Source organism: Sedimentitalea sp. XS_ASV28 (assembly GCF_041224545.1).
Lineage (GTDB): Bacteria > Pseudomonadota > Alphaproteobacteria > Rhodobacterales > Rhodobacteraceae > Sedimentitalea.
The window spans coordinates 32,872-53,469 of sequence record NZ_JBGFGP010000130.1 but is presented as its reverse complement, the minus strand read 5'-3'; the positions used below and the strand labels follow the sequence as shown (position 1 = coordinate 53,469).

Here is a 20,598-nt window from a genome sequence, read left to right as displayed (position 1 = left end):
CCACAGGACCAGCCGATAATCGGACCGCGGCCTTACCAATGGCCGGATGAAACTGCGATTTGCATGGCAAGCCCGGTGAGGCCGTGCCGTGCTCTCGCAAGTGAGATGTGCCTGCTTTGAAACGTCAGTTAAGATAGCCAGAACGGGAGCTAAGACATGGACGGAAACAATATCGACACATCGGGCAAATGTCCGGTTCTGCACGGTAGCAATACCGAGAGCAGCAAGTCGGTGATGGATTGGTGGCCGAACGCGCTGAACCTTGACATCCTGCACCAGCACGACACCAAAACCAATCCGATGGGTCCGGACTTCAACTATCGCGAAGAGGTCAAGAAGCTCGATGTCGAGGCGCTCAAGGCTGATCTTCGCGCGCTGATGACCGAAAGCCAGGACTGGTGGCCTGCCGACTGGGGCAGCTATGTCGGGATGTTCGCCCGGGTCTCCTGGCACGCGGCGGGATCGTATCGCCTCGCCGATGGTCGCGGTGGCGGCGGCACCGGAAACCAGCGTTTCGCGCCGCTGAACTCCTGGCCTGACAACGTCAACACCGACAAGGGCCGTCGTCTGCTCTGGCCGATCAAGAAGAAGTACGGAAACAAGCTCTCCTGGGCCGACCTGATCATCCTGTCCGGTACCGTGGCCTATGAGGTCGCGGGGCTGAAGACCTACGGCTTTGCCTTTGGTCGCGAGGACATCTGGCATCCCGAGCATGACGTATACTGGGGCGCCGAGAAGGAATGGCTGGCGCCCAGCGACGCGCGCTATGAAAATGTCGAAGAGCCGGCCACCATGGAGAACCCGCTGGCGGCTGTCCAGATGGGTCTGATCTATGTGAACCCCGAAGGCGTCAACGGCCAGCCGGACCCGGCAAAGACTGCGGAGCAGATCCGCGAGACCTTCAAGCGGATGGCGATGGACGACGAGGAAACCGCCGCGCTGACCGCCGGTGGGCACACCATCGGCAAAAGCCACGGTAATGGCTCTGCCGACAACCTCAGCCCCGAACCGGAAGCCGCCGGCCCCGAATACCAGGGCATCGGCTGGGTAAACACCAAAGGCCGTGGCGTTGGCCGCGACACAGTGGTGTCAGGCATCGAGGGCGCATGGACAGCCAATCCGACCAAATGGGACATGGGCTGGTTCGACATGCTGTTCGATCACGAGTGGGAGCTGAAAAAGAGCCCGGCAGGCGCGTGGCAATGGGAACCCGTCAGCATCGACGAAGCCGACATGCCGGTCGACGTAGAGGACCCCTCGATCCGCTGCATGCCGATCATGACCGATGCGGACATGGCGATGAAGGTCGACCCCGCCTATAATGCGATCTGCCAGAAGTTCCGCGAAGATCCGAATTACTTCTCGGAAACCTTTGCGCGTGCCTGGTTCAAGCTGACCCACCGCGACATGGGACCCAAGGCACGCTACATCGGGCCTGACGTACCTCAGGAAGACCTGATCTGGATGGATCCGGTGCCGGCCGGTTCGACCGATTACGATGTGGACGCACTCAAGGCAAAGATTGCCGATAGCGGCCTGAGCCTGTCGGACATGGTTTCAACCGCCTGGGACAGTGCCCGGACCTATCGCGGTTCGGACATGCGCGGCGGTGCGAATGGCGCCCGCATCCGTCTTGCGCCGCAAAAGGACTGGGAAGGCAACGAGCCCGAGCGTCTGACCCGTGTCCTGTCGGTGCTGGAACCGATCGCGGCAGAGAGCGGTGCCTCGCTCGCCGATGTCATCGTGCTGGCCGGTAATGTCGGTGTCGAACAGGCTGCAAAAGCTGCCGGTGTCGAGATCAAGGTGCCGTTTGCACCCGGTCGCGGCGATGCCACGGACGAGATGACCGACGCCGAAAGCTTTGACGTGCTTGAACCGCTGGCCGATGGCTATCGCAACTGGCAGAAGGCCGATTACGTGGTGAGCCCGGAAGAGATGATGCTCGACCGCACCCAGCTGATGGGCCTGACCGCAAGCGAGATGACGGTTCTGGTCGGCGGCATGCGGGCCATGGATACCAACCACGGCGGAACCAAGCATGGCGTGTTCACCGACCGTCCCGGCGCGCTCACTCCCGATTTCTTCGTGAACCTGACCGACATGGCGTATCAGTGGATCCCGGTCGATAACGGTCTCTATGAAATCCGTGACCGCAAATCCGGCGAGACCCGCTGGACGGCAACGCGGATGGATCTGGTGTTCGGCTCGAACTCGATCCTTCGCTCCTATGCCGAGGTCTATGCGCAGGACGACAATCAGGCGAAATTCGTCAATGATTTTGTTGCCGCATGGACCAAGGTCATGAACGCGGACCGGTTCGACCTGAACTGATCCGATCCATGAAAAGCAGGGGCGGCGACATCATATGTCGCCGCCCCTGTTGTGTTCGGTGCGCCGGACAAGATCGAGCCCGCGTGGCCACAGGTGCCCGCGGCGCAGCCTAGCGCAGGCGACTCGCGATCTGTTCCGACAAGGTCAGCAAGGCACCACTTGTCGCGGCAGCAACCGAGGTGGGCGTCTGATCTGCCATCGGGCGCAGGATCTCGAACCGCTCGATGCGTTCGCGCACCACCCGGTCCGGCGATGAGATGGCGTATTGACCGCTCAGCCGGAACTGGCCGTCAAACTGCGCAACCATGCGCTCGACCCGCACATCGACCCGCGCATCGGGCGGTTCCGCCAGGGGCCAGGGTTCGGTCATTGCCGTCGCGGACGAGGCCGCGTCGAGATTGCGCGCCAGGGCCAGCGATATGCCCCGCACAGGGTCGTCCGCCCAGATCGCACTGGACAGCGGCAACAGCGCGCCGGCCTCGTCCTGTACCACGATTTCCGACGCCGAGGCATAGTCGGGCAATTGAACGTCACGCACCTCGATCGTGCTGACCCGAACGCCGACACGCTGCGCCGGCGATGGTGCGTCGAGCAGGTAGCGGGCATTGGTCTCGCCGCACCCGGCAAGCAGCGGCGTCATCGCCAGACACAGGGCCAATCGGCTGAATACAGTCGTCATTATGGCATCACTTTCCAAACAGGATCGAATTAGGGCTACGCTCAAGCGTGCGCACCAGCGCGGCGATACTACGCGCCGTGGTGCGTACCTCGCGCAGCATGGCAAGGGTTTCCGCGTTGAAATCGGACCGTGCACCATAGGTGGCGATCAGCGCCTCGGCCTCGGTGACGATTCCTTCCAGCCGGTTGACCACGCCGGGCAGACCGGCGACCGCCGTTTCGACCGATACCGCGGCATCCTTGGCCGAAGACAGAGCGACGTTGACATTGCTGACCGCATCGCCCTCGCGCAGATCACCCAGCAGGTCCCGGACCTCGACCAATGCAGAGGCCAGTGCCGGCGGCAATTCCCGTGCGCCGTCCGTGTCGATCAGCGCATTTGCGCTGTTCATCAAACCGGTCGCCGCATCCAGCAGTTCTTCTGCCTTCAGACCCGCGACCTTGGCCGCCACCTGACGCAGTTCCGCGACCACAGCGGGCACGTCATCGGCGGCGGTGTACAAGCTGTCAGCCGCCTCTTCCGCCCGTTTCAGTGTCGCCACCAGTTGCTCAACCAGGTTTTCCGTATTGGCCTTGGCAATCGTGCTGCGCAGTTCCTCGATGACACCCCTCAAATCGCCGGGCAGCGCCTGCATGGCTTCACCGGCGACCAGTGCACGGGCATCCTCGATGAGCCCGACAATCTCTCCCGGTGCGGCGCGGACCTTTTCGCTTGACGCGATGGCCTCGATGCTCGCCATCATGCCGGTCGCCCGTGCGATCAATTCCTCGATCTTGAGCCCGTTTATCCGTTCCATCACGCCTTCCATCGTGGCGTTCAGGTCGGGAAGATCGGTTTCCACGCTCGGGATCATCGGGTAGGGTTCGGCCTCGCGATCAAACACCGCCGGCACCGCGTTTTCGATTTCCACGAGTTCCACGATCAGCGACGACGTCAGCAGACTCGCCTTGTTGAGCCGTGCCCGCACGCCCCCTTTGACCGCCTGTCCGATGAAATCGAGCGCCTCTTGCGTCGTGGCACCCTCAGGCAGCCCCATCAGGTCAGGATCGACCTTGAACGTGACCAGCTGGTTCACCTGCGGCGTGTCGCTGTCATCGCTTACAAAGGCCGAGAGCGTGTCAACCTCGCCGATTTTCAGACCCTTGAAGTTCAGCGCCGCCCCCGGTGACAGGCCCGACACGCCCTCTTCGAATATCGTCGCAACCGTCAATGTCCGGGAAGACACGCGCGAGAAGGCATTTTCGCGAGCCATATCCTCGTCATTGTAGAGTTCATAGACCTGTCCCGGTTTCACCGGCGCACCGCCGGAAAAGAAGGTGTTGAACGACACGCCACCGCTGATCAGCGTTGCAAAGCTGCCCACATCCAGCTTGAGCCCCGCCGCACCAAGCGATACGGCGAAACCCGACGTGTCCCAGAACCGCGTCGCCGTCGTCAGGTACTTGTCATAAGGTGCCTCGATCATCGCATCGATCAGAACCGCCGAGCCGGCCTTGTTCAGACGCGGTGTCTCGGTGCGACCGACGCGAATGCCCCGGTAAAAGATCGGCACGCCACCGGATATTATCTTGCCCCCGGATACGCGCAGGGTAATGCGTGTGCCCTTTTCGTTCAGGTCGATCAGCGGTCGGCTCTCCAATCCCACGAAGGATTCTACGGCCGGCGCGCCGGTATTCTCCCAGCTGCTGTCGATGTAGACGCCGCTCAGCACCGTCGACAGGCCAGAAACGCCCTCGGCAGAAACTTCGGGCCGTACCACCCAGAATTGTGCAGTTTCATTGATGAACGGCGCCACCTCTTTCTGAACGCGCACGGACACCTCGACCGTTTTCAGATCGTCAGAGAAGCCGACCTTTTCCACCATCCCGATCGTGACCTCGCGATACCGAAGCGCGGTTTCACCGGCCTTGATCCCGGCAGCGTTCTCAAAGCTGATCTCGATCAGCACGCCGCGATCGGAATAGGCTTTCCACGCCACCATCAGCGATACCAGCAGTGCCAGAACCGGCACCACCCAAACCAAGGACAGATTGCGCCACGGCGAGCGCGAGGGTGGAGTGACATCCATATCGGCTGGTTTCAGGTCTTCACTCATGTTGGATCGGCCTCATCCGCGTCCCATATCAGTCGGGGATCGAAGCTTTGCGCGGAAAGCATCGTGAATGCAACCGACAAGGCAAATGATACCGCCGCGATCCCCGGATGCACATTGGCAACAAACTCGAATTGTACAAGGGCCGACAGGATCGCAACGACAAATACGTCCAGCATCGACCAGCGCCCGATGAACTCGACCACCTCGTACAGGTGCAGGCGCGCCTTTGCGCTCAGGATACTGGCGCGGTTGATGCTGAGCGCGAGAAAGGCGATGGCAATGAACTTGCCGACCGGAATGATCACCGAGGCAATGAACACGATAAGCGCAACGCCATAAGAGTTGTACGCGATCAGCTCGAAGACACCGCCAATGATCGTGTTCTGGGTTTCATGTCCCAGCGACGCGGTCCTGAGCATCGGGTAGATGTTCGCCGGGATGTACATGATCAGCCCGGCAATCCACCAGGCCCAGACATGTTGCAGGCTGCCCGGGTCGCGGCTGTGCAAAGACGAACCGCAACGCAGGCAGGTCGCCTCGCCGGGGTGATGCACCTTGCAACAGGTGGTGCAAGCCACGAGGCCCGCACGGCGCGCGGTCAATACCGCGATCGGTCTTCTAGCGTCTTCCAAATCGTCAACCTGCACATTACCGTGTCATTCAGAGTCGTAACCACCACCAGCGCAACAAAGGCCCAGAACGCCGGGCCGACCGCCACCGTCGCCAGCCCCCCGACCTTGACCAGTGCCACCGCGACACCGACGATGAAAATCTCGGCCATCGACCATGGCCGCAGAACCTGTGCGAAACGGAAGGCCGCTGTCGCATGACGCGCCGGGGCGTGTCCGATCATCATCGGGCCGATCGCATACAAGATCGCGATGAGCCGCAACGCCGGCAGGATCACGATCAGCGCCGCCACCGCAAAGGACAGCGGCAGCAGCAGCCCGTCGGAAAAGGCGGTAATCGCGTCCAGCACCGAACTGTGCTGCTCAAAGCCCCCCGCGCTCAGATCGAGAAACGGAAAGAACACCGCCGTGACCATCAGGATCAGAGCAGTGGCGGCAAGCATGACCACGCGGGTCATCGCGTCCGGCTTGGGCGCAAACAGGACTTCTTCACAGCGATGACAACTTGCCTGCGCGTTGTTCGGCACATCGACAACGTAATGCAGGGCATCGCAGACCGGACAGGCAATCAACCCGTCTACATCCATGAGTGTTTCTTTCACGGCGCGTTCCTTTCATCGTCTAATCTATGTGTTTTCCACAAAAAGCAAAGCCAACAACTCAGAGAGGTGAATGAATCGAAAGGCGGCAAACTTCCGAACGCAGCGTTCGACATATCGTTCGATGCGCCGGGTGCAGATGCGAAGCGGCGATTGTCCGGTTCTGTCCCTGCGTATCGCGGGTGCCGGCCTTCACTCGTCTATATACCGATCCACCACGCGCGGCGCTCCGCCCGGAGATTGGCCCCGGATATCGATCCGAAGTCCGTCGACAGGCGCATTCGTCCATGCGATTTTGAGGTAAGTGCTTGTAATCTGCCCTTGATTCCGCAAGAAATACCAGACGATCTAGGGAGGAAACAATGAAAACACTTGTAACCGGGCTTGCCTCGGCGGCGTTGCTTATGGCCGGTTCGCTGGCTGTTCAGGCGTCCGAAACCACCATGCGGATCTCGCTGCAACTGCCGCTGAAGAGCCATTTGGGGCAAAATCTGCTGGCCTTCAAGGAAGAGGTCGAGGCCACATCGAACGGCGACATTTCCGTCGAGATCTATGACAGTGCCCAACTCTACAAGGACAAGGAAGTGCCGCAGGCCGTCGGTTCCGGCGCCATCGAGGCGGGCGTCGCGTCGCTGACCCGCTATGTCGGTGACATCCCGATGGTGGACATATTCTATCAGCCGTTCCTGTTCGATACCGAAGAAAAGGTCCGCAAGGCGGTCGCCCCCGGCAGCCCGGTGCGCGGCCCTATCGATGAAGCGGTCAAGGAAACCGGATCGACGATCCTCTGGTGGCAGGCTTATGGCGGCGCGGTCATGCTCTCCAACGGTGGGCCCATCGCGACTCCGGCAGACATGGAAGGCAAGAAGGTTCGCGTGTTTGGCAAGACCCTCGGCGACTTTACCGAAGCCGCAGGCGGCGCGCCCACCATCATTTCCGGCTCGGAACAATATCTTGCCTATCAACGCGGCACCGTCGACATCGGCATGACCGGTGTGTCGGGTGTGCAGTCGCGCTCGCTCTGGGAGGTGATGGATACGATCACGGTGACCAACCACGCCGATATCGAATTTGTCGTCGTGACCAATACCGACTGGTGGAACGGATTGCCGGCGGAACATCGCGAGATCATCTCGGCGGCGGCGGTCAATGCCGAAAACGCGGTGCGTGACGAGATGGCCTCGATCGAGGCCAGCGCCTATGCCATGGCTGAAGAAAACGGCATGGCCATCTACACCCCGACCGAAGAGGAACTGGCCGCGTGGAAACAGGCGTCGCAGCCGGTCTACGAGATTTTCCTTGGCAAGACCGGTGACGCCGGCAAGGCCATGCTGGACGCCGCCCAGCAATTCTAGGCCCCTGCCGCCCCGCGCATGTCGCGGGGCGATCCGCTGTCCAAGGACCACCGATAATGCGCATCGTCACACTGATTGAAACCGCCATGGCGTGGCTGGCGGCCGGGCTGCTGACCCTGACCGGCGTGCTGCTGACCTATGAGGTGGTCGCACGTTATTTCTTCAACGCCCCGACGATCTGGGCGGCGGAGCTCAGCCAGCTCTGCCTGATCTGGGCCTGCCCCATCGCAATGGGATGGGCGCTGAGCCATGGTCGCCATATCCGGGTCACGGCGCTGACCGCACAGATGCCGCGCCCGTTGCGACAGGCTGCGGAGGTGGCATCGCTGCTGGTGATTCTGTGCTTTTCGGGGGTGGTGCTGGTCTATGGTTACCGCATCTTTTTCGACAGTTTCGAACGTGGGCGCACCACGGGCACGATGCTGGATCTGCCCGCCTGGCTTCCCGAAGCCTCGATACCCGCAGGGTTCCTGCTCCTGATCCTGTCTTGTCTGGCCTGTCTCTGGCGCATCTGGCAGGGCGATGACATCACGCATGCCGAGGGCCAGGAATGACGGTCGCCGTAATTCTCGTCGCGCTGTTCGGGCTATTGCTCATCGGGGTGCCGGTGGCTTTCGCGCTCGGCGCGCTCGGCCTTGGCATGCTGATCGCCGGGGGGTTCTCGCCCCTGATGGCACCACAGGCGATCCTGTCCACGATGGACGGCTTCATCCTGCTCGCCGTGCCTCTGTTCCTGCTGATGTCCAATGTGCTGCTCAAGGGAGGTGTGGGGCGTGATCTCTTTGCGGCTGTGCAGGCCTGGGTCGGGCACTGGCCGGGCGGGCTGGCCGTGGCAACGATCCTGTCCTGCGGCATCTTCGCGGCGATTTCGGGAAGTTCCGTCGCCACCGCCGCCACCATCGGCACGGTCGCCGCTCCCGAGATGATCTCGCGCGGCTATAACAAGCGGTTCGTCTATGGACTGCTTGCTGCCGGCGGTACGCTTGGCATCCTGATCCCGCCGTCCATCCCGCTGATCATCTACGGGTTTGTCACCGAGGAATCTGTGATCGCGCTGTTCATGGCCGGAATCGGTCCGGGTCTCGGACTGATCGTACTGTTCATCATCTATGCAATCCTGTCCGCCCGGTTCCTGCAGGACTACACGCCCGTCCCCGCCGCAAGCTGGAGCGAACGGCGCCGCGCAACCCTGCGCGCGCTGCCCTCGATCGGATTGGCCGCTGTCATTCTGGGCGGTATCTATTCCGGTGCCTTCACCCCGACCGAAGCAGCGGCAATCGGCTTTGCGATGGCCCTGCTGATTACCGGCGTCCTGCTGCGTTCGCTCAGCTGGGCCAAACTGTGGGAAGCAATGATGGCCTCGATGGCCACCACCGTGGCGATCCTGCTGATCATCGCGGGCGCAAAGATCTTCGGCAAGGCGATCACCCTTTATCGCATTCCGCAGGAGATCTCGCTGATGATCTCCGAAGCCATCGCGACGCCTGTCGGGCTGATCCTCCTGGTTTCGCTGGTCCTGCTGTGCATGGGGCTGGTGTTCGAGGCGCTGTCGATGGTGCTGATCATGACGCCGGTGCTGCTGCCCGCCGCAACCGGCATGGGATTCGATCCGATCTGGTTCGGCATCTACATGGTCATCATGGTCGAATGCGCATTGATCACGCCGCCGGTCGGGCTCAACCTGTACGTCATTCAATCCGTCACCCGGTCGAGCCTGTCGGATGTGTCGCGCGGCACCCTGCCCTTCCTTGCACTGATGCTGCTGATGGTTGTCCTGCTCTATCTGTGGCCCGATCTCGCCCTCTATATTCCATTCAAACTGTGATGCCCGACATGCCCCAATCCCAAGCCGACAAACTGCGCGACCTGCTGGCCCAGCCCGGTCTGATCACGATGCCCTGTTGTTTCGATCCGCTTTCGGCCAAGCTGATCGAACAGGCGGGGTTTCCGCTCAGCTTCATGTCGGGCTTTGCCACGGCCGCCGCGCGCCTCGGGATGCCGGATACCGGGCTCATGTCATATGCCGAAGTGCTGGATCAGGGGCGCAATATCTGTAACGCGGTGTCGATGCCTGTCATCGGCGATGGCGACACCGGGTATGGCAATGCGCTGAACGTCAAACGCACCGTCGCAGGTTTCGCACAGGCCGGATTCGCCGCCGTCATGATCGAAGATCAGGTCGCCCCCAAACGCTGCGGCCACACCGCGGGCAAGAGCGTGGTGAGCCGGGACGAAGCCTATGAACGCATCCGCGCCGCCGCCGATGCGCGGGCCGAAGGCCATGATATCCTGATCCTCGCCCGAACCGATGCCCGCCATGATCATGGACTTGACGAAGCCATCTTGCGCGCGCGCGAGTTTCGCCGCCTTGGCGCCGACATCCTGTTTGTCGAAGCCCCCCGCGACGAACACGAGATGCGCGTCATATGCGATGAGCTGGACGGTCCCAAGATGGCCAACATCGTCGAGGGCGGCATGACCCCGGCCCTGCCCCCTTCCGAACTCGAAGAGATCGGCTTCAAGATCGCCGCCTATCCGCTGACACTGATGGCGGCGGCGATGCAGGCGATGACACAAGCCCTTGAGGCATTCAGGACCGGCACACCGGCTCCGGACACGCTCATGTCCTTTGACGACATGAAAACGCGCATTGGCTTTGATGCCTATTTCGAAGAAGAACAACGCTATGCAAATCGGCGCTGACCCGGCTGTACGGTTGCAATTTCAAGCCTCAAGGCGCATCAATCGGAAAACTCAGGGGAGATTTGACAGAATGACCAAGACACTTGTTTCCGCGCTCGCGCTGGCCGCAGCCGCGACCACGGCAACCGCCGAATGCAATTCCGTGACCTTTTCGGATGTGGGCTGGACAGATATCACCGCGACGACCGCCGCCACCACCGTGGTGCTGGAGGCACTCGGCTATGAGACAGACATCAAGGTTCTGTCCCTGCCGGTGACCTACGCCTCGCTTGCGGCGGGCGACATCGACGTATTCTTGGGCAACTGGATGCCCACGATGGAGGCCGACATCGCGGCCTATCGCGAGGCAGGCACCGTCGACACCGTGCGCGCCAACCTTGAAGGGGCGAAATACACACTGGCCACCAACAAGGCCGGGGCCGATCTCGGCATCACCTCGTTCGATGCCATCGCGACACAGGGCGAGGCTCTGGACAACACGATCTACGGGATCGAACCCGGCAATGACGGCAATCGCCTGATCCTCGACATGATCGAGCAAGGTGCATTTGGGCTGAACGATTTCGACGTCAAGGAAAGCTCGGAACAGGGGATGCTGGCACAGGTGGCCCGCGCCGACCGACGGGACGAGCCGATCGTATTCCTGGGCTGGGAACCACACCCGATGAACGCCAATTTCGAGCTGACCTACCTGACCGGCGGCGACGATTTTTTCGGTCCCAACCTTGGCGGTGCCACCGTCTTTACCAACACCCGCGCCGGATATGTCGAGGAATGCCCGAATGTCGGCAAACTGCTGATGAACCTCGAATTCACGCTGGCTATGGAAAACGAGATCATGGGTGCGATCCTTGACGACGGGGCCGATCCGGCCGATGCCGCATCCACGTGGATCGCTGGCAATCCCGACACGCTGAAGGCATGGCTTGACGGCGTCAAGGATGCCAGCGGCGAGAATGATGCTTTTGAAACCGCCAGCAAAGCCTTGCTGAACTGATCCGCCGTCCGGCCTCAGCACCTGACACGGAGCATCCATGGATTGGTTGACCAACCGCAAGATTCCCGTCGGGGACTGGGCCGAGGCTTTTTTTCTCTGGCTACAGGACAATTTCGACTGGTTCTTCGACGCGCTGTCGGTGTTCATGGAAACCATGATCGACGGCATCCTCAGGGTGCTGCAAACCCCGCACCCGCTGATCGTGGTTGCGGGGTTTGTCGGACTGACATGGCTGTTCCAGCGCAGTTGGAAAACCTGTCTTTTCGTTGCGCTCGGATTCCTGTTCATTCTGAACCAGGGCTATTGGGAGGAAACCACCGAGAGCCTGACGCTGGTCCTGTCGGCCTGCGTCTTCTGCATGGCGCTCGGGGTGCCGCTCGGGATCGCGGCGGCCCACCGGCCCAAGCTCTATCGCGCCATGCGCCCGGTGCTGGACCTGATGCAGACCCTGCCCACCTTCGTCTACCTGATCCCTGCCATCGTGTTCTTTGGCATCGGCATGGTGCCGGGACTGATCGCGACGGTGATCTTTGTTCTGCCCGCACCGATCCGGCTGACGCATCTGGGGGTCTCATCGACGCCGCAACCGTTGCTGGAAGCGGCGCAATCATTCGGAGCGACCAACCGGCAGACGCTGTTCAAGGTGGAACTGCCCTACGCGCTGCCACAGATCATGGCGGGGTTGAACCAGACCATCATGCTGTCCCTGTCGATGGTGGTCATTGCCGCACTTGTGGGGGCCGACGGGCTTGGCGTGCCTGTCCTACGGGCGATCAACTCGGTGAATATCGCGCTCGGGTTCGAAAGCGGTTTCATCATCGTGGTGCTGGCGATCATGCTCGACCGCATGCTGCGGATGGAGCGCTGAACGATGACAGATGCCACTTCCGCCGCCGTCACGATCGACAACGTGTCAATCGTGTTCGGAGACCAACCGGAACAGGCCTTGCCCCTGATGGACGCATTGCAGGAGCGCGCGGAGATCCAGACCGCCACCGGCCAGGTTCTTGGGGTGCATGATTGCAGCCTCACCGTCCAAGAGGGCGAAATCCTTGTCCTCATGGGCCTGTCAGGGTCCGGCAAGTCCACGCTGCTGCGCGCAATCAACGGGCTGAACCCGGTGGTGCGCGGCTCGGTCAGCATCAACGACGGCACCGGTATGGTCGATGTCACCCACGCCGATCCCGCGACCCTGCGTCGGGTTCGCCAGAACCATGTCGCCATGGTGTTTCAGCAATTCGGCCTGCTGCCCTGGCGCACCGTGCACGAGAATGTCGGACTTGGTCTCGAACTGTCCGGCCTGTCGCGCAACGACCGGCGCGCGCAGGTCAACCGGCAGCTTGAACTTGTCGGTCTGGCGGACTGGGCCGACCGCAAGGTCGGTGAACTGTCAGGCGGGATGCAGCAGCGCGTGGGTCTGGCCCGCGCCTTTGCCACGGACGCACCGATCCTGTTGATGGACGAACCGTTCTCGGCGCTTGATCCGCTGATCCGGACGCGGCTGCAAGATGAATTGCTGGACCTGCAAAAAGAACTGCGCCGCACCATCATCTTTGTCAGCCACGATCTGGACGAGGCATTCAAGCTGGGCAACCGGATCGCGATCATGGAGGGCGGCCGCATCGTGCAATGCGGCACTCCGCAACAGATTTTCTCCGCCCCGGCCAATGATTACGTCGCCGATTTCGTGGCGCATATGAATCCGCTTGGCGTGCTCTGCGCCCGCGACGTGATGGAACCGGTCGGCGACAGCGTCCCCGCCGCGTGCGTCGCTCCCGACCTGAGCATTCAGAAGGTGATGGGCCAGGTTCTGCAAACCGGTCACCCGGTCGGCGTCATGGTGGACGGCGACATCATTGGCCAGATCAGCGGCGACAGCGTTATTGCAAAGCTGCTCGATCCGCGCGGCAGCTAGGACAGAGCGGCGCGCGTCAGACGACCGGGGCCGATCATTGCACGGGGAATCTGGCGCGGGTCCGGTTGGAGAACGCCACCAGCGACAACATGACCGGCACCTCGACCAGCACACCGACGACGGTCGCCAGCGCCGCGCCCGAATTGAGACCGAACAGCGAAATGGCGACGGCCACGGCGAGTTCAAAGAAATTCGATGTCCCGATCAATGCGCAGGGTGCGGCGATCCTGTGCGGAACCCTGAGCGCGAAGGCGGCGGCATAGGCAATCGCGAATATCCCGTAGCTCTGGATCAGGATCGGCACCGCGATAATCGCGATCACCAGGGGTCGGTCGAGAATGACCTGGCCCTGCAATCCGAACAGGATCACCACAGTCGCGATCAGACCGGCGATCGAAAACGGTTTTATGGAGTCGCGAAAGGCGTTGATGCGCGCCTCTGTTCCCAGAAAACGCCGCGTCAGAAGTCCGGCGACGAACGGCAGCGCAACGAACAGCAAGACCGACAGAACCAGCGTGTTCCACGGCACCTCGATATTGGTCACGCCGAGCAGCAGCGCGACAAGAGGTGCGTAGGCAAACACCATGATGACATCGTTCACCGTGACCTGAACCAGCGTGTAGCTTTCGTCGCCGCGCGTCAGTTGCGACCAGACGAACACCATCGCCGTACAGGGTGCCGCGCCCAGCAGGATCAGGCCAGCCGTATATTGCATCGCATCCTCGGGCGAGAGGTAATCGGCAAAGACATGGTCAAAGAACAGGACCGCCAGCGCCGCCATTGTAAAAGGTTTGATCAGCCAGTTGACAATCAACGTGATCAAGAGCCCCCTCGGCTGGCGCACCGCGTCCCTGAGCGAGGCCGGATCGACCCCCACCATCATCGGATAGACCATCGCCCAGATCAGCACCGCAACCACCAGATTGACCTGTGCGACCTCGGCCGCCGCGATCATGTCCACAAGGCCGGGCGCGACACTGCCCAGGGCGATCCCGGCGAGAATGGCCAGTGCGATCCACAGGCTGAGGTAACGTTCGAAAATGCTCATGCAATTGCGCCTTGCGAGGTTTGAGGTTTGAGTTTGCCGGCGGCGAGCGCACTCAACGCCACCATGATCGCCGCCGTTCCGAGACACAGGGGCAAACCGCCTGTCTGATAGGTCAGCCCTGACAGCAGCGTTCCGAGCAATCGCCCCGCTGCGTTGGCCATATAGTAAAATCCCACATCCATGGTCACCCGATCATCACGCGTGAAAGCGAGGATCAGATAGGAGTGCAGCGACGAGTTCACCGCGAACAGCACCCCGAAGGTCATGAGGCCGACAACCAGCGACAGCGTCAGCCAGGCCACCGGTTCGCTCTGCGTCGCGACCAGCCCCGTCAGAACCGCAGGCACCGCGCAGAGCATCAGCGCCCAGCGTTGCACGGCGCCGACAAGATCGGCTTCGCTGCGCGCATTGGCGCGCAGGATGCGTGGCGCTGCGGCCTGGATCGCACCATACAGAATGATCCAGATCGCCATGAACGTCCCGATCATGAAAAACGCCGTGCGGTTGCCCGCTTCGCTGCCATCCGACAGAACCGCGTAGAAATAGATCGGGATGCCGACCACGAACCAGACATCGCGCGCGCCAAACAGGAAAACCCGCGCCACGGACAGCCAGTTCACATTGCGCGACCGCGAAAAGAGTTCCGAGAATTTCGCGTCCTTGCGCCCCTCGGGCAAGCCCGGTGGCATCGACACGCGCACCGCGATCAGGATCAGCCCAAGCGCCGCAGCCATCACCCACAGCGTCGCGACAAACCCGATGGTCGCGAGACCCGCTGCCCCGACCAGAAAACCGAAACCCTTGACCGCGTTCTTGGACCCCGTGAGCAATGCGACCCAACGAAACAGTCCGCCGCCCGTCGCCGGCGCAAGCAGTTTGACCGCCGATTTCGATGACATCTTGGCCAGGTCCTTTGCCACGCCCGATGCGCCCTGCACCAGCATCACGAAGGCCACCGATGCGCCGACTGTCCAGCCGGGATCAAGCCGTGTGAGCGCGATCAGCGCAGCAACCTGCAGGGCAAGCCCGGCATAGAGCGTGCTGGTTAAACCGAACCGCGCCGCGATCCACCCCGCCGACAGGTTGGTCACGATGCCCGCGATCTCGTAGAGCACGAAGAGATAGGCCAGTTGCACCGGCGAAAACCCCAGCGTGTGAAAATGAAGCAGCACCAGCATGCGCAACGCACCATCGGTGAGCATGAAGGCCCAATAGGCGGCGGTGACGGCGATATAGGCCGACAGACCCGCGGCACGCCCTGTCACAACGATGCCCCGACCATCAGCGCCACGTCGGCCAGCCGATGCGCATAGCCCATTTCATTGTCGTACCACGCGTATATCTTGAGCTGGGTTCCGTTGACCACCATGGTCGACGGCCCGTCCACAATCGTCGAGCGGGTGTCATTGGTGTAATCGGCCGAAACCAGCGGGCGGTCCTCATAGCCGAGGATGCCCCGGAGCGGTCCCTCGGCTGCGCTTTTGAACAGGGCGTTGACCTCGTCGACACTGGTCTCGCGCTGCATTTCGAACACGCAATCCGTGATCGACGCATTGAGCAGCGGCACGCGGATCGCGTGACCGTTCAGCCGCCCCGCGAGTTCGGGATAGATCAGGGTGATTGCCGTCGCGCTTCCGGTCGTGGTGGGGATCAGCGAATTCAATGCCGAGCGCGCGCGTCGCAGATCCTTGGCCGGCCTGTCGACGATTGTCTGCGTATTGGTCACATCATGCACGGTGGTAATAGACCCGTGGCGGATACCGATGGCGTCATGCACCACCTTGACCACAGGCGCGATGCAATTGGTCGTGCAACTGGCCGCGGTGATGATCCGGTGTGTCGCGGGGTCATAGGCCCTGTCATTGACTCCCATGACGATGTTGGCGGTCGGCCCATCCTTGACCGGCGCTGAAACCACGACCTTCTTGATCCCGGCGTCAAAATACGGTGCCATCTTGGCCTCGGTCTTGTGCTTGCCGGTGCAGTCGATCATCACGTCTACCCCATCGAGCGGCAGCGCGCCGGGATCAGCCGTACCGACAAAGGGCAACTGCGTGCCGTCTATCGTCACGCTGTTTGCATCATGGCTGAACGTGGCGGGCCAACGACCATGCACCGTATCGAATTCGAGCAGATGCGCGTGCATCTGTGCATTACCCACCGCATCGTTTATCCAGGCGATCCTGGCCCCGCGTTCCAGCAGCGGGCGCAAGGCCAGTTTCCCGATGCGGCCAAGTCCGTTGATGGCATAGACTGTCATGATGGCACGTTCTCTTCGGGCAGTCGGGCCAGATCATCGACCGCGTGTTGCAGGGAGACCCGATCCAGAGACTTGATCGGCAAGGCGGCAAAACCGGCGATGCGCCGTGAAAGTGCGCCATAGGTCTGCTTCAGGGCCAGTGCCTTTTCCGCTTCGCCACCCGGAACCCCGGTGGGATCGGGCACGCCCCAATGTGCACTTATCGGTTGTCCGGGCCAGGTCGGACACTCTTCATTTGCGGCCCGATCGCAAACCGTGAAAACGAAATCGAATCCCGGCGCGTCGGGGCACCGATAGGTGCTCAGCGCCTTGGATCGCAGATTTGCAATGTCATGCCCGCAGGTTCGGAGCAGATCGAGCACGCGCGGATCCGGCGCGGAACACGGGTTAGTTCCGGCAGAGTAGGCGTTGAACATCCCTCCCCCCTCGTGACGCAACAGCGACTCCGCCAGGATCGAACGAACCGAATTTCCGGAGCAGAGAAAGAGGACGTTGTACGGGCGCTCAGGCCGGGGTGCGGGCTCTGTCGCCGATGGCATCGAGATGGGAGGGCACAGTTCGGGACGACCGCGGCAGCAATCGAGGAACAGGTGGTCGAAGGTCTGCCGCACGCCCGCAAGATTGACGCTGTAGAGCAGCGATGTCCCTGCCCGCGTCTGCACCAGCAGCCCCGCCTGCACCAGCGTCGCGAGGTAGGCGGAAAGCGTGCTTGCCTTGAGGTCGAGCGCCCGCGCCAGTTCTCCCGCCGCAACTTGGTCCGGATACCGGCGCATCAACAGCCGGAACAGCGCAAGGCGCTGCGGATGTGCCAATGCCGACAGGCGGGAGAGAATATCTATTTCCATATTTCATGAATAACCGAAATATAGGTTTGTGCAACCGGTTTCCGCGCGTTTTTTTTCAGATCGAAACAATGCGCGGGCGGTGGCGTTGAACGATCCACCGTCACACTGTTCGTCGCTTAGGTCGTAGCCAGGCAAGCGATGCGATCACCGCGCGGCGGCCACCTTTGCACCTTGCGGGATAGTCGGCGGTGCCGCGTTCAGGCGCTCGATGGCAAAGCCGGCGGCCTGCTTGTATCCGGCCACGAAGGCCGCCCGTTCATCGGGCGGGATAACCTCGTCGATATTGTCGAACGCGCCGCCACAGCGCTCATGCACGAGATTGAGCAACCCGAACGGACCCGCCTCGCGGTTGCGCAGCACCAGTTGGGACACCGGCGCGCACAGAGCCGCGTCATATGCCGCAAGCGCGTCTGGCGTGACACCCCGCGCGACCATCGACTGCCCGAGCACACGCGCATCGACGATCGCCTGGCTCGCCCCGTTTGACCCGGTCGGATACATCGCGTGCGCCGCGTCTCCCATCAGCGCAACGGGTCCGTCAACCCAGGTCGGGATCGGGTTACGATCGATCATCGGGTTCTCATACGCGATGTCCGACGCGCGCAGCATCGCCGGGACGTCGAGCCAGTCATAGCGGAACCCGTCGAATTCATGCGCGAAGCTGTCGATTTCAACCGGGCGGAACCAGCCGCTCTTTTCCCAGCGATGCCCGGGCGCGACGGTCTGTTCGGCGATCCAGTTGACGGTGCAGATTCCGTCAGGATCGGGATGCGAAATCGGGTAGACCACCATACGGTGCCGATGTGTGCCCAACCCGACAAAGGACGATCCGGTTCGGATCGGGCGCATCCGCGTCGTGCCGCGCCACATCAGAATGCCGCCCCAGTGGATCGGAGGCTGATCCGGGTACATCTGCGCGCGGATGGTCGAATGGATACCATCCGCACCGATCAGAAGCGTGCCATCATGGCGCACCACATCGCCCCGCGCATCGGTGCAGGTCACCGAGACACGCCCGTCCGGCAGGTGCTCGTAGGATGACACGCGGGTTCCCATCCGCACCGCGTCCGGCCCCAGCCTGTTGATCACGGTTTCATACAACAACACGTGAAACAGGCCGCGATGCATGGCATATTGCGGCCAGGCATACCCGGCCTCGAGCCCGCGCGGCTCCGCATAGATTTCCCGGCCGTTCAGCCCGACAAGCGCCCATTCGCGGGCCGGAAGCCCAACCGTGTCCAGCGCGTCGGTGCCGATGCCGAGATCCATCAACTCGCGCACCGCATTCGGTTGCAGGTTGATCCCCACCCCCAGCGGGCGCATCTCGCGCGCCGCCTCGAAAACCGTGGCCCTGACACCGATCTGATGCAGCGTCAGCGCAAGCGTCAGCCCGCCGATCCCACCGCCGGCAATCAGGACATGTGGTTCGCTCATGGGATCCTCCTTTGGCGCCAGCGGATCGTCCTAGCCTGCGTCATACGTCACGCGGCCACCGCAAATCGTGAGCCGCACCGACAGCGCGCCCACCGCTTCCGGCGCGACCTTTTCAATGTCGTCGGACAGGATCACCAGATCGGCGAACATGCCGGGCGTCAGCCGGCCTTTTCTGCCTTCGCTGAACTCCGCATAGGCCGCCGTGGACGTATAGCTCGCCAGTGCATCATGCAGGTTCTGTCTCTGATCCGTCCAGTTGCCGCCAAGCCCTTTTGGCGCGACCGCCGCGCCGAGCGATGGCAACACCTCGACCGGCACCACGGGCCAGTCGCTGGAGAAGATCAGGGGCACACCGGTTTCGCGGATCGTCTGACAGGCGTAGGCCAGCGGCTTCTGGTCTTCGTGCAAGACCTGCCCCTCTTTGGGGGGCGCAAAAAGCCCACCCCACGGCGCGTGCAGCGGCTGCATCGAAGCGACGACGTCAAGCGCCCGCAGGCGCGGCAGATCGTCAGGATGAAGCACTTCAATATGCTCGATCCTGTGGCGACTGTCGCGGACGCCGTTGGCCGCGCGGGCGGCGGCATAACCGTCAAGCGTGCCGCGCACGGCGGCGTCGCCGATGGCATGAACGCTGATCTGCAAACCCATCGCATCCGCCCGCACGCAGATCTCGTTGAACTGTTCCGGCGCGAACAACGGCGCACCGGTGCTGTCCGGCCAGTTCGGATAGGGGCGCAACATGGCCGCCGTGCCGGATTCCACGACCCCGTCATGAAACAGTTTCAGCCGCCCGGACCAGAGCCAGTCACTGTCAAACCGTCGGCGCATCTCGTCCGCCTCGGCAAGACGGTCGACAGGATCGAAATTCTTGAGATGGAACGGAATCTGTCCCCGGCAAATCAGGTCTCCCTCGGCCTCGATCTCCGACAGCAGCTCAAGCTGATACAGGTTGCCGTCCATGTTGTGAAAGGTGGTCACGCCGGTCTTTGCCAGATGCCGAAGCGCGTCGCGCAGCACCGCCTTGTCCGCCGCACGTTGCTGCGATGTCGCCGGAGGAGAAGGATCGTTGCCGGTTGTCATGCCCAGAAGGTCACGCCCCCCGGATGCGGTCTTGGCGAGAACGTGTTCATACGCACCGGATTCGAGCAGTTCGCCGGTTGCCAGCCCGTCTGCACCCATCACGATCTCGCTGCCTTCAGATACCGAACCGCCCCGCAGGATGCCGGCGAGTTCCAGAGCGCGGGTGTTGGCCCATAACGTATGATGATCCGCCGCCATCACCGCAAACGGCCGGTCGGGCATTACCCGATCAAGCCCGTGACGGTCGATCGTCCGTCCCGGCCCCAACAGATCGTAATGCGCCCCGATCGCGTAGAGCAGCGGCACATCCGGCTGCTCTGCCGAATAGGCGCGCACCCTGGCCGTGACGGTTTCGATATCATGGCTGGTCGAGAGGTCCAGCAGGCCCAGTTCCAGACCGCCGGAAAACAGATGGATATGGCTTTCGATGAAACCCGGCAGAACCGTGCACTTCGCCGCGTCGATGGTCCGCGTGTCGGGTCCGCGCATTGCGCCTATCTCGGCATTGCTGCCGACGGCGAGAATACGACCGCCCGCAAGTGCAATGGCCTCGGCGTGTCCGTTGCTGTCGTCAAACGTGATCAGCCTGCCATTCTCGATGATGATCTCTGCAACCGTCATGAACCTG

18 protein-coding genes are annotated in these 20,598 nt (G+C 62.1%); 8 read left to right on the top strand and 10 right to left on the bottom strand.

Annotated features, from left to right (window positions below):
- Positions 1–156 precede the first annotated feature (156 nt).
- The gene (gene katG / locus AB9K34_RS11280) at positions 157–2,331 is read left to right on the top strand and encodes a catalase/peroxidase HPI (protein ID WP_369954525.1); all 2,175 of its coding nucleotides are present in this window, start codon (positions 157–159) and stop codon (positions 2,329–2,331) included.
- Between the two features lie 109 nt (positions 2,332–2,440).
- Here katG and AB9K34_RS11275 read toward each other — a convergent pair whose 3' ends face one another.
- Genes AB9K34_RS11275 through AB9K34_RS11260 form a run of 4 tightly spaced genes read right to left on the bottom strand, consistent with a single transcriptional unit; the run spans position 2,441 to position 6,336 of the window.
- A complete protein-coding gene (locus AB9K34_RS11275; protein ID WP_369954524.1) occupies positions 2,441–3,010 on the bottom strand; it encodes a membrane integrity-associated transporter subunit PqiC in 570 nt (189 codons plus the stop codon).
- Between the two features lie 7 nt (positions 3,011–3,017).
- Positions 3,018–5,105: an MlaD family protein gene (locus tag AB9K34_RS11270; RefSeq protein WP_369954523.1), complete on the bottom strand. Its 2,088-nt coding sequence runs from the start codon at positions 5,103–5,105 to the stop codon at positions 3,018–3,020.
- A complete protein-coding gene (locus tag AB9K34_RS11265; protein ID WP_369954522.1) occupies positions 5,102–5,737 on the bottom strand; it encodes a paraquat-inducible protein A in 636 nt (211 codons plus the stop codon). The genes AB9K34_RS11270 and AB9K34_RS11265 overlap by 4 nt, the downstream gene beginning before the upstream one ends.
- Positions 5,704–6,336 carry a paraquat-inducible protein A gene (locus tag AB9K34_RS11260; protein ID WP_369954521.1) on the bottom strand — a complete coding sequence of 211 codons (633 nt, stop codon included), beginning with the start codon at positions 6,334–6,336 and terminating at the stop codon, positions 5,704–5,706. Before AB9K34_RS11260 ends, AB9K34_RS11265 begins: the two co-directional genes overlap by 34 nt.
- A gap of 359 nt (positions 6,337–6,695) precedes the next feature.
- Here AB9K34_RS11260 and dctP point away from each other — a divergent pair, with 359 nt between their 5' ends.
- The 7 genes from dctP to choV all read left to right on the top strand — a co-directional run bounded on the left by dctP (position 6,696) and on the right by choV (position 13,303).
- A complete protein-coding gene (gene dctP / locus AB9K34_RS11255; protein ID WP_369954520.1) occupies positions 6,696–7,688 on the top strand; it encodes a TRAP transporter substrate-binding protein DctP in 993 nt (330 codons plus the stop codon).
- A 56-nt stretch (positions 7,689–7,744) separates the two neighbouring features.
- Entirely contained in the window at positions 7,745–8,242 is a 498-nt protein-coding gene (locus AB9K34_RS11250) for a TRAP transporter small permease (RefSeq protein ID WP_369954519.1), read from the top strand.
- On the top strand, positions 8,239–9,513 hold the full coding sequence (locus AB9K34_RS11245) for a TRAP transporter large permease (protein ID WP_369954518.1): 1,275 nt from the start codon (positions 8,239–8,241) through the stop codon (positions 9,511–9,513). Before AB9K34_RS11250 ends, AB9K34_RS11245 begins: the two co-directional genes overlap by 4 nt.
- 8 nt (positions 9,514–9,521) lie before the next feature.
- Positions 9,522–10,391 carry an oxaloacetate decarboxylase gene (locus AB9K34_RS11240; protein WP_369954517.1) on the top strand — a complete coding sequence of 290 codons (870 nt, stop codon included), beginning with the start codon at positions 9,522–9,524 and terminating at the stop codon, positions 10,389–10,391.
- Between the two features lie 70 nt (positions 10,392–10,461).
- Positions 10,462–11,388, top strand: coding sequence for a choline ABC transporter substrate-binding protein (choX, locus tag AB9K34_RS11235; RefSeq protein ID WP_369954516.1), 927 nt, complete (start codon positions 10,462–10,464; stop codon positions 11,386–11,388).
- Between the two features lie 37 nt (positions 11,389–11,425).
- Complete coding sequence (gene choW, locus AB9K34_RS11230; RefSeq protein WP_369954515.1) at positions 11,426–12,256, top strand: choline ABC transporter permease subunit; 831 nt, start codon at positions 11,426–11,428, stop codon at positions 12,254–12,256.
- A 3-nt stretch (positions 12,257–12,259) separates the two neighbouring features.
- Positions 12,260–13,303, top strand: a complete 1,044-nt coding sequence (gene choV, locus AB9K34_RS11225) for a choline ABC transporter ATP-binding protein (protein WP_369954514.1) — start codon at positions 12,260–12,262, stop codon at positions 13,301–13,303.
- Between the two features lie 34 nt (positions 13,304–13,337).
- Here choV and arsB read toward each other — a convergent pair whose 3' ends face one another.
- From arsB to AB9K34_RS11195, 6 genes are all read right to left on the bottom strand, one after another.
- Entirely contained in the window at positions 13,338–14,351 is a 1,014-nt protein-coding gene (gene arsB, locus AB9K34_RS11220; protein ID WP_369954513.1) for an ACR3 family arsenite efflux transporter, read from the bottom strand.
- Positions 14,348–15,616, bottom strand: a complete 1,269-nt coding sequence (gene arsJ / locus AB9K34_RS11215) for an organoarsenical effux MFS transporter ArsJ (RefSeq protein ID WP_369954512.1) — start codon at positions 15,614–15,616, stop codon at positions 14,348–14,350. Before arsJ ends, arsB begins: the two co-directional genes overlap by 4 nt.
- A complete protein-coding gene (locus AB9K34_RS11210) occupies positions 15,613–16,611 on the bottom strand; it encodes an ArsJ-associated glyceraldehyde-3-phosphate dehydrogenase (protein ID WP_369954511.1) in 999 nt (332 codons plus the stop codon). Before AB9K34_RS11210 ends, arsJ begins: the two co-directional genes overlap by 4 nt.
- A complete protein-coding gene (locus AB9K34_RS11205) occupies positions 16,608–17,456 on the bottom strand; it encodes a helix-turn-helix domain-containing protein (protein ID WP_369954510.1) in 849 nt (282 codons plus the stop codon). Before AB9K34_RS11205 ends, AB9K34_RS11210 begins: the two co-directional genes overlap by 4 nt.
- A gap of 144 nt (positions 17,457–17,600) precedes the next feature.
- Positions 17,601–18,890, bottom strand: a complete 1,290-nt coding sequence (locus AB9K34_RS11200) for a flavin-dependent oxidoreductase (RefSeq protein WP_369954509.1) — start codon at positions 18,888–18,890, stop codon at positions 17,601–17,603.
- 30 nt (positions 18,891–18,920) lie between these two features.
- The gene (locus AB9K34_RS11195; RefSeq protein WP_369954508.1) at positions 18,921–20,591 is read right to left on the bottom strand and encodes an amidohydrolase; all 1,671 of its coding nucleotides are present in this window, start codon (positions 20,589–20,591) and stop codon (positions 18,921–18,923) included.
- Positions 20,592–20,598: the final 7 nt, after the last annotated feature.

Bases quoted from the DNA above. Each gene is read 5' to 3' on its own strand.
- choX (WP_369954516.1), top strand. From the start codon at position 10,462: ATGACCAAGACACTTGTTTCCGCGCTCGCGCTGGCCGCAGCCGCGACC.
- AB9K34_RS11210 (WP_369954511.1), bottom strand. From the start codon at position 16,611: ATGACAGTCTATGCCATCAACGGACTTGGCCGCATCGGGAAACTGGCC.
- AB9K34_RS11245 (WP_369954518.1), top strand. From the start codon at position 8,239: ATGACGGTCGCCGTAATTCTCGTCGCGCTGTTCGGGCTATTGCTCATC.
- AB9K34_RS11270 (WP_369954523.1), bottom strand. From the start codon at position 5,105: ATGAGTGAAGACCTGAAACCAGCCGATATGGATGTCACTCCACCCTCG.
- dctP (WP_369954520.1), top strand. From the start codon at position 6,696: ATGAAAACACTTGTAACCGGGCTTGCCTCGGCGGCGTTGCTTATGGCC.
- AB9K34_RS11200 (WP_369954509.1), bottom strand. From the start codon at position 18,890: ATGAGCGAACCACATGTCCTGATTGCCGGCGGTGGGATCGGCGGGCTG.
- AB9K34_RS11275 (WP_369954524.1), bottom strand. From the start codon at position 3,010: ATGACGACTGTATTCAGCCGATTGGCCCTGTGTCTGGCGATGACGCCG.
- AB9K34_RS11250 (WP_369954519.1), top strand. From the start codon at position 7,745: ATGCGCATCGTCACACTGATTGAAACCGCCATGGCGTGGCTGGCGGCC.
- AB9K34_RS11195 (WP_369954508.1), bottom strand. From the start codon at position 20,591: ATGACGGTTGCAGAGATCATCATCGAGAATGGCAGGCTGATCACGTTT.
- AB9K34_RS11205 (WP_369954510.1), bottom strand. From the start codon at position 17,456: ATGGAAATAGATATTCTCTCCCGCCTGTCGGCATTGGCACATCCGCAG.
- arsB (WP_369954513.1), bottom strand. From the start codon at position 14,351: ATGAGCATTTTCGAACGTTACCTCAGCCTGTGGATCGCACTGGCCATT.
- choW (WP_369954515.1), top strand. From the start codon at position 11,426: ATGGATTGGTTGACCAACCGCAAGATTCCCGTCGGGGACTGGGCCGAG.
- choV (WP_369954514.1), top strand. From the start codon at position 12,260: ATGACAGATGCCACTTCCGCCGCCGTCACGATCGACAACGTGTCAATC.
- AB9K34_RS11240 (WP_369954517.1), top strand. From the start codon at position 9,522: ATGCCCCAATCCCAAGCCGACAAACTGCGCGACCTGCTGGCCCAGCCC.
- katG (WP_369954525.1), top strand. From the start codon at position 157: ATGGACGGAAACAATATCGACACATCGGGCAAATGTCCGGTTCTGCAC.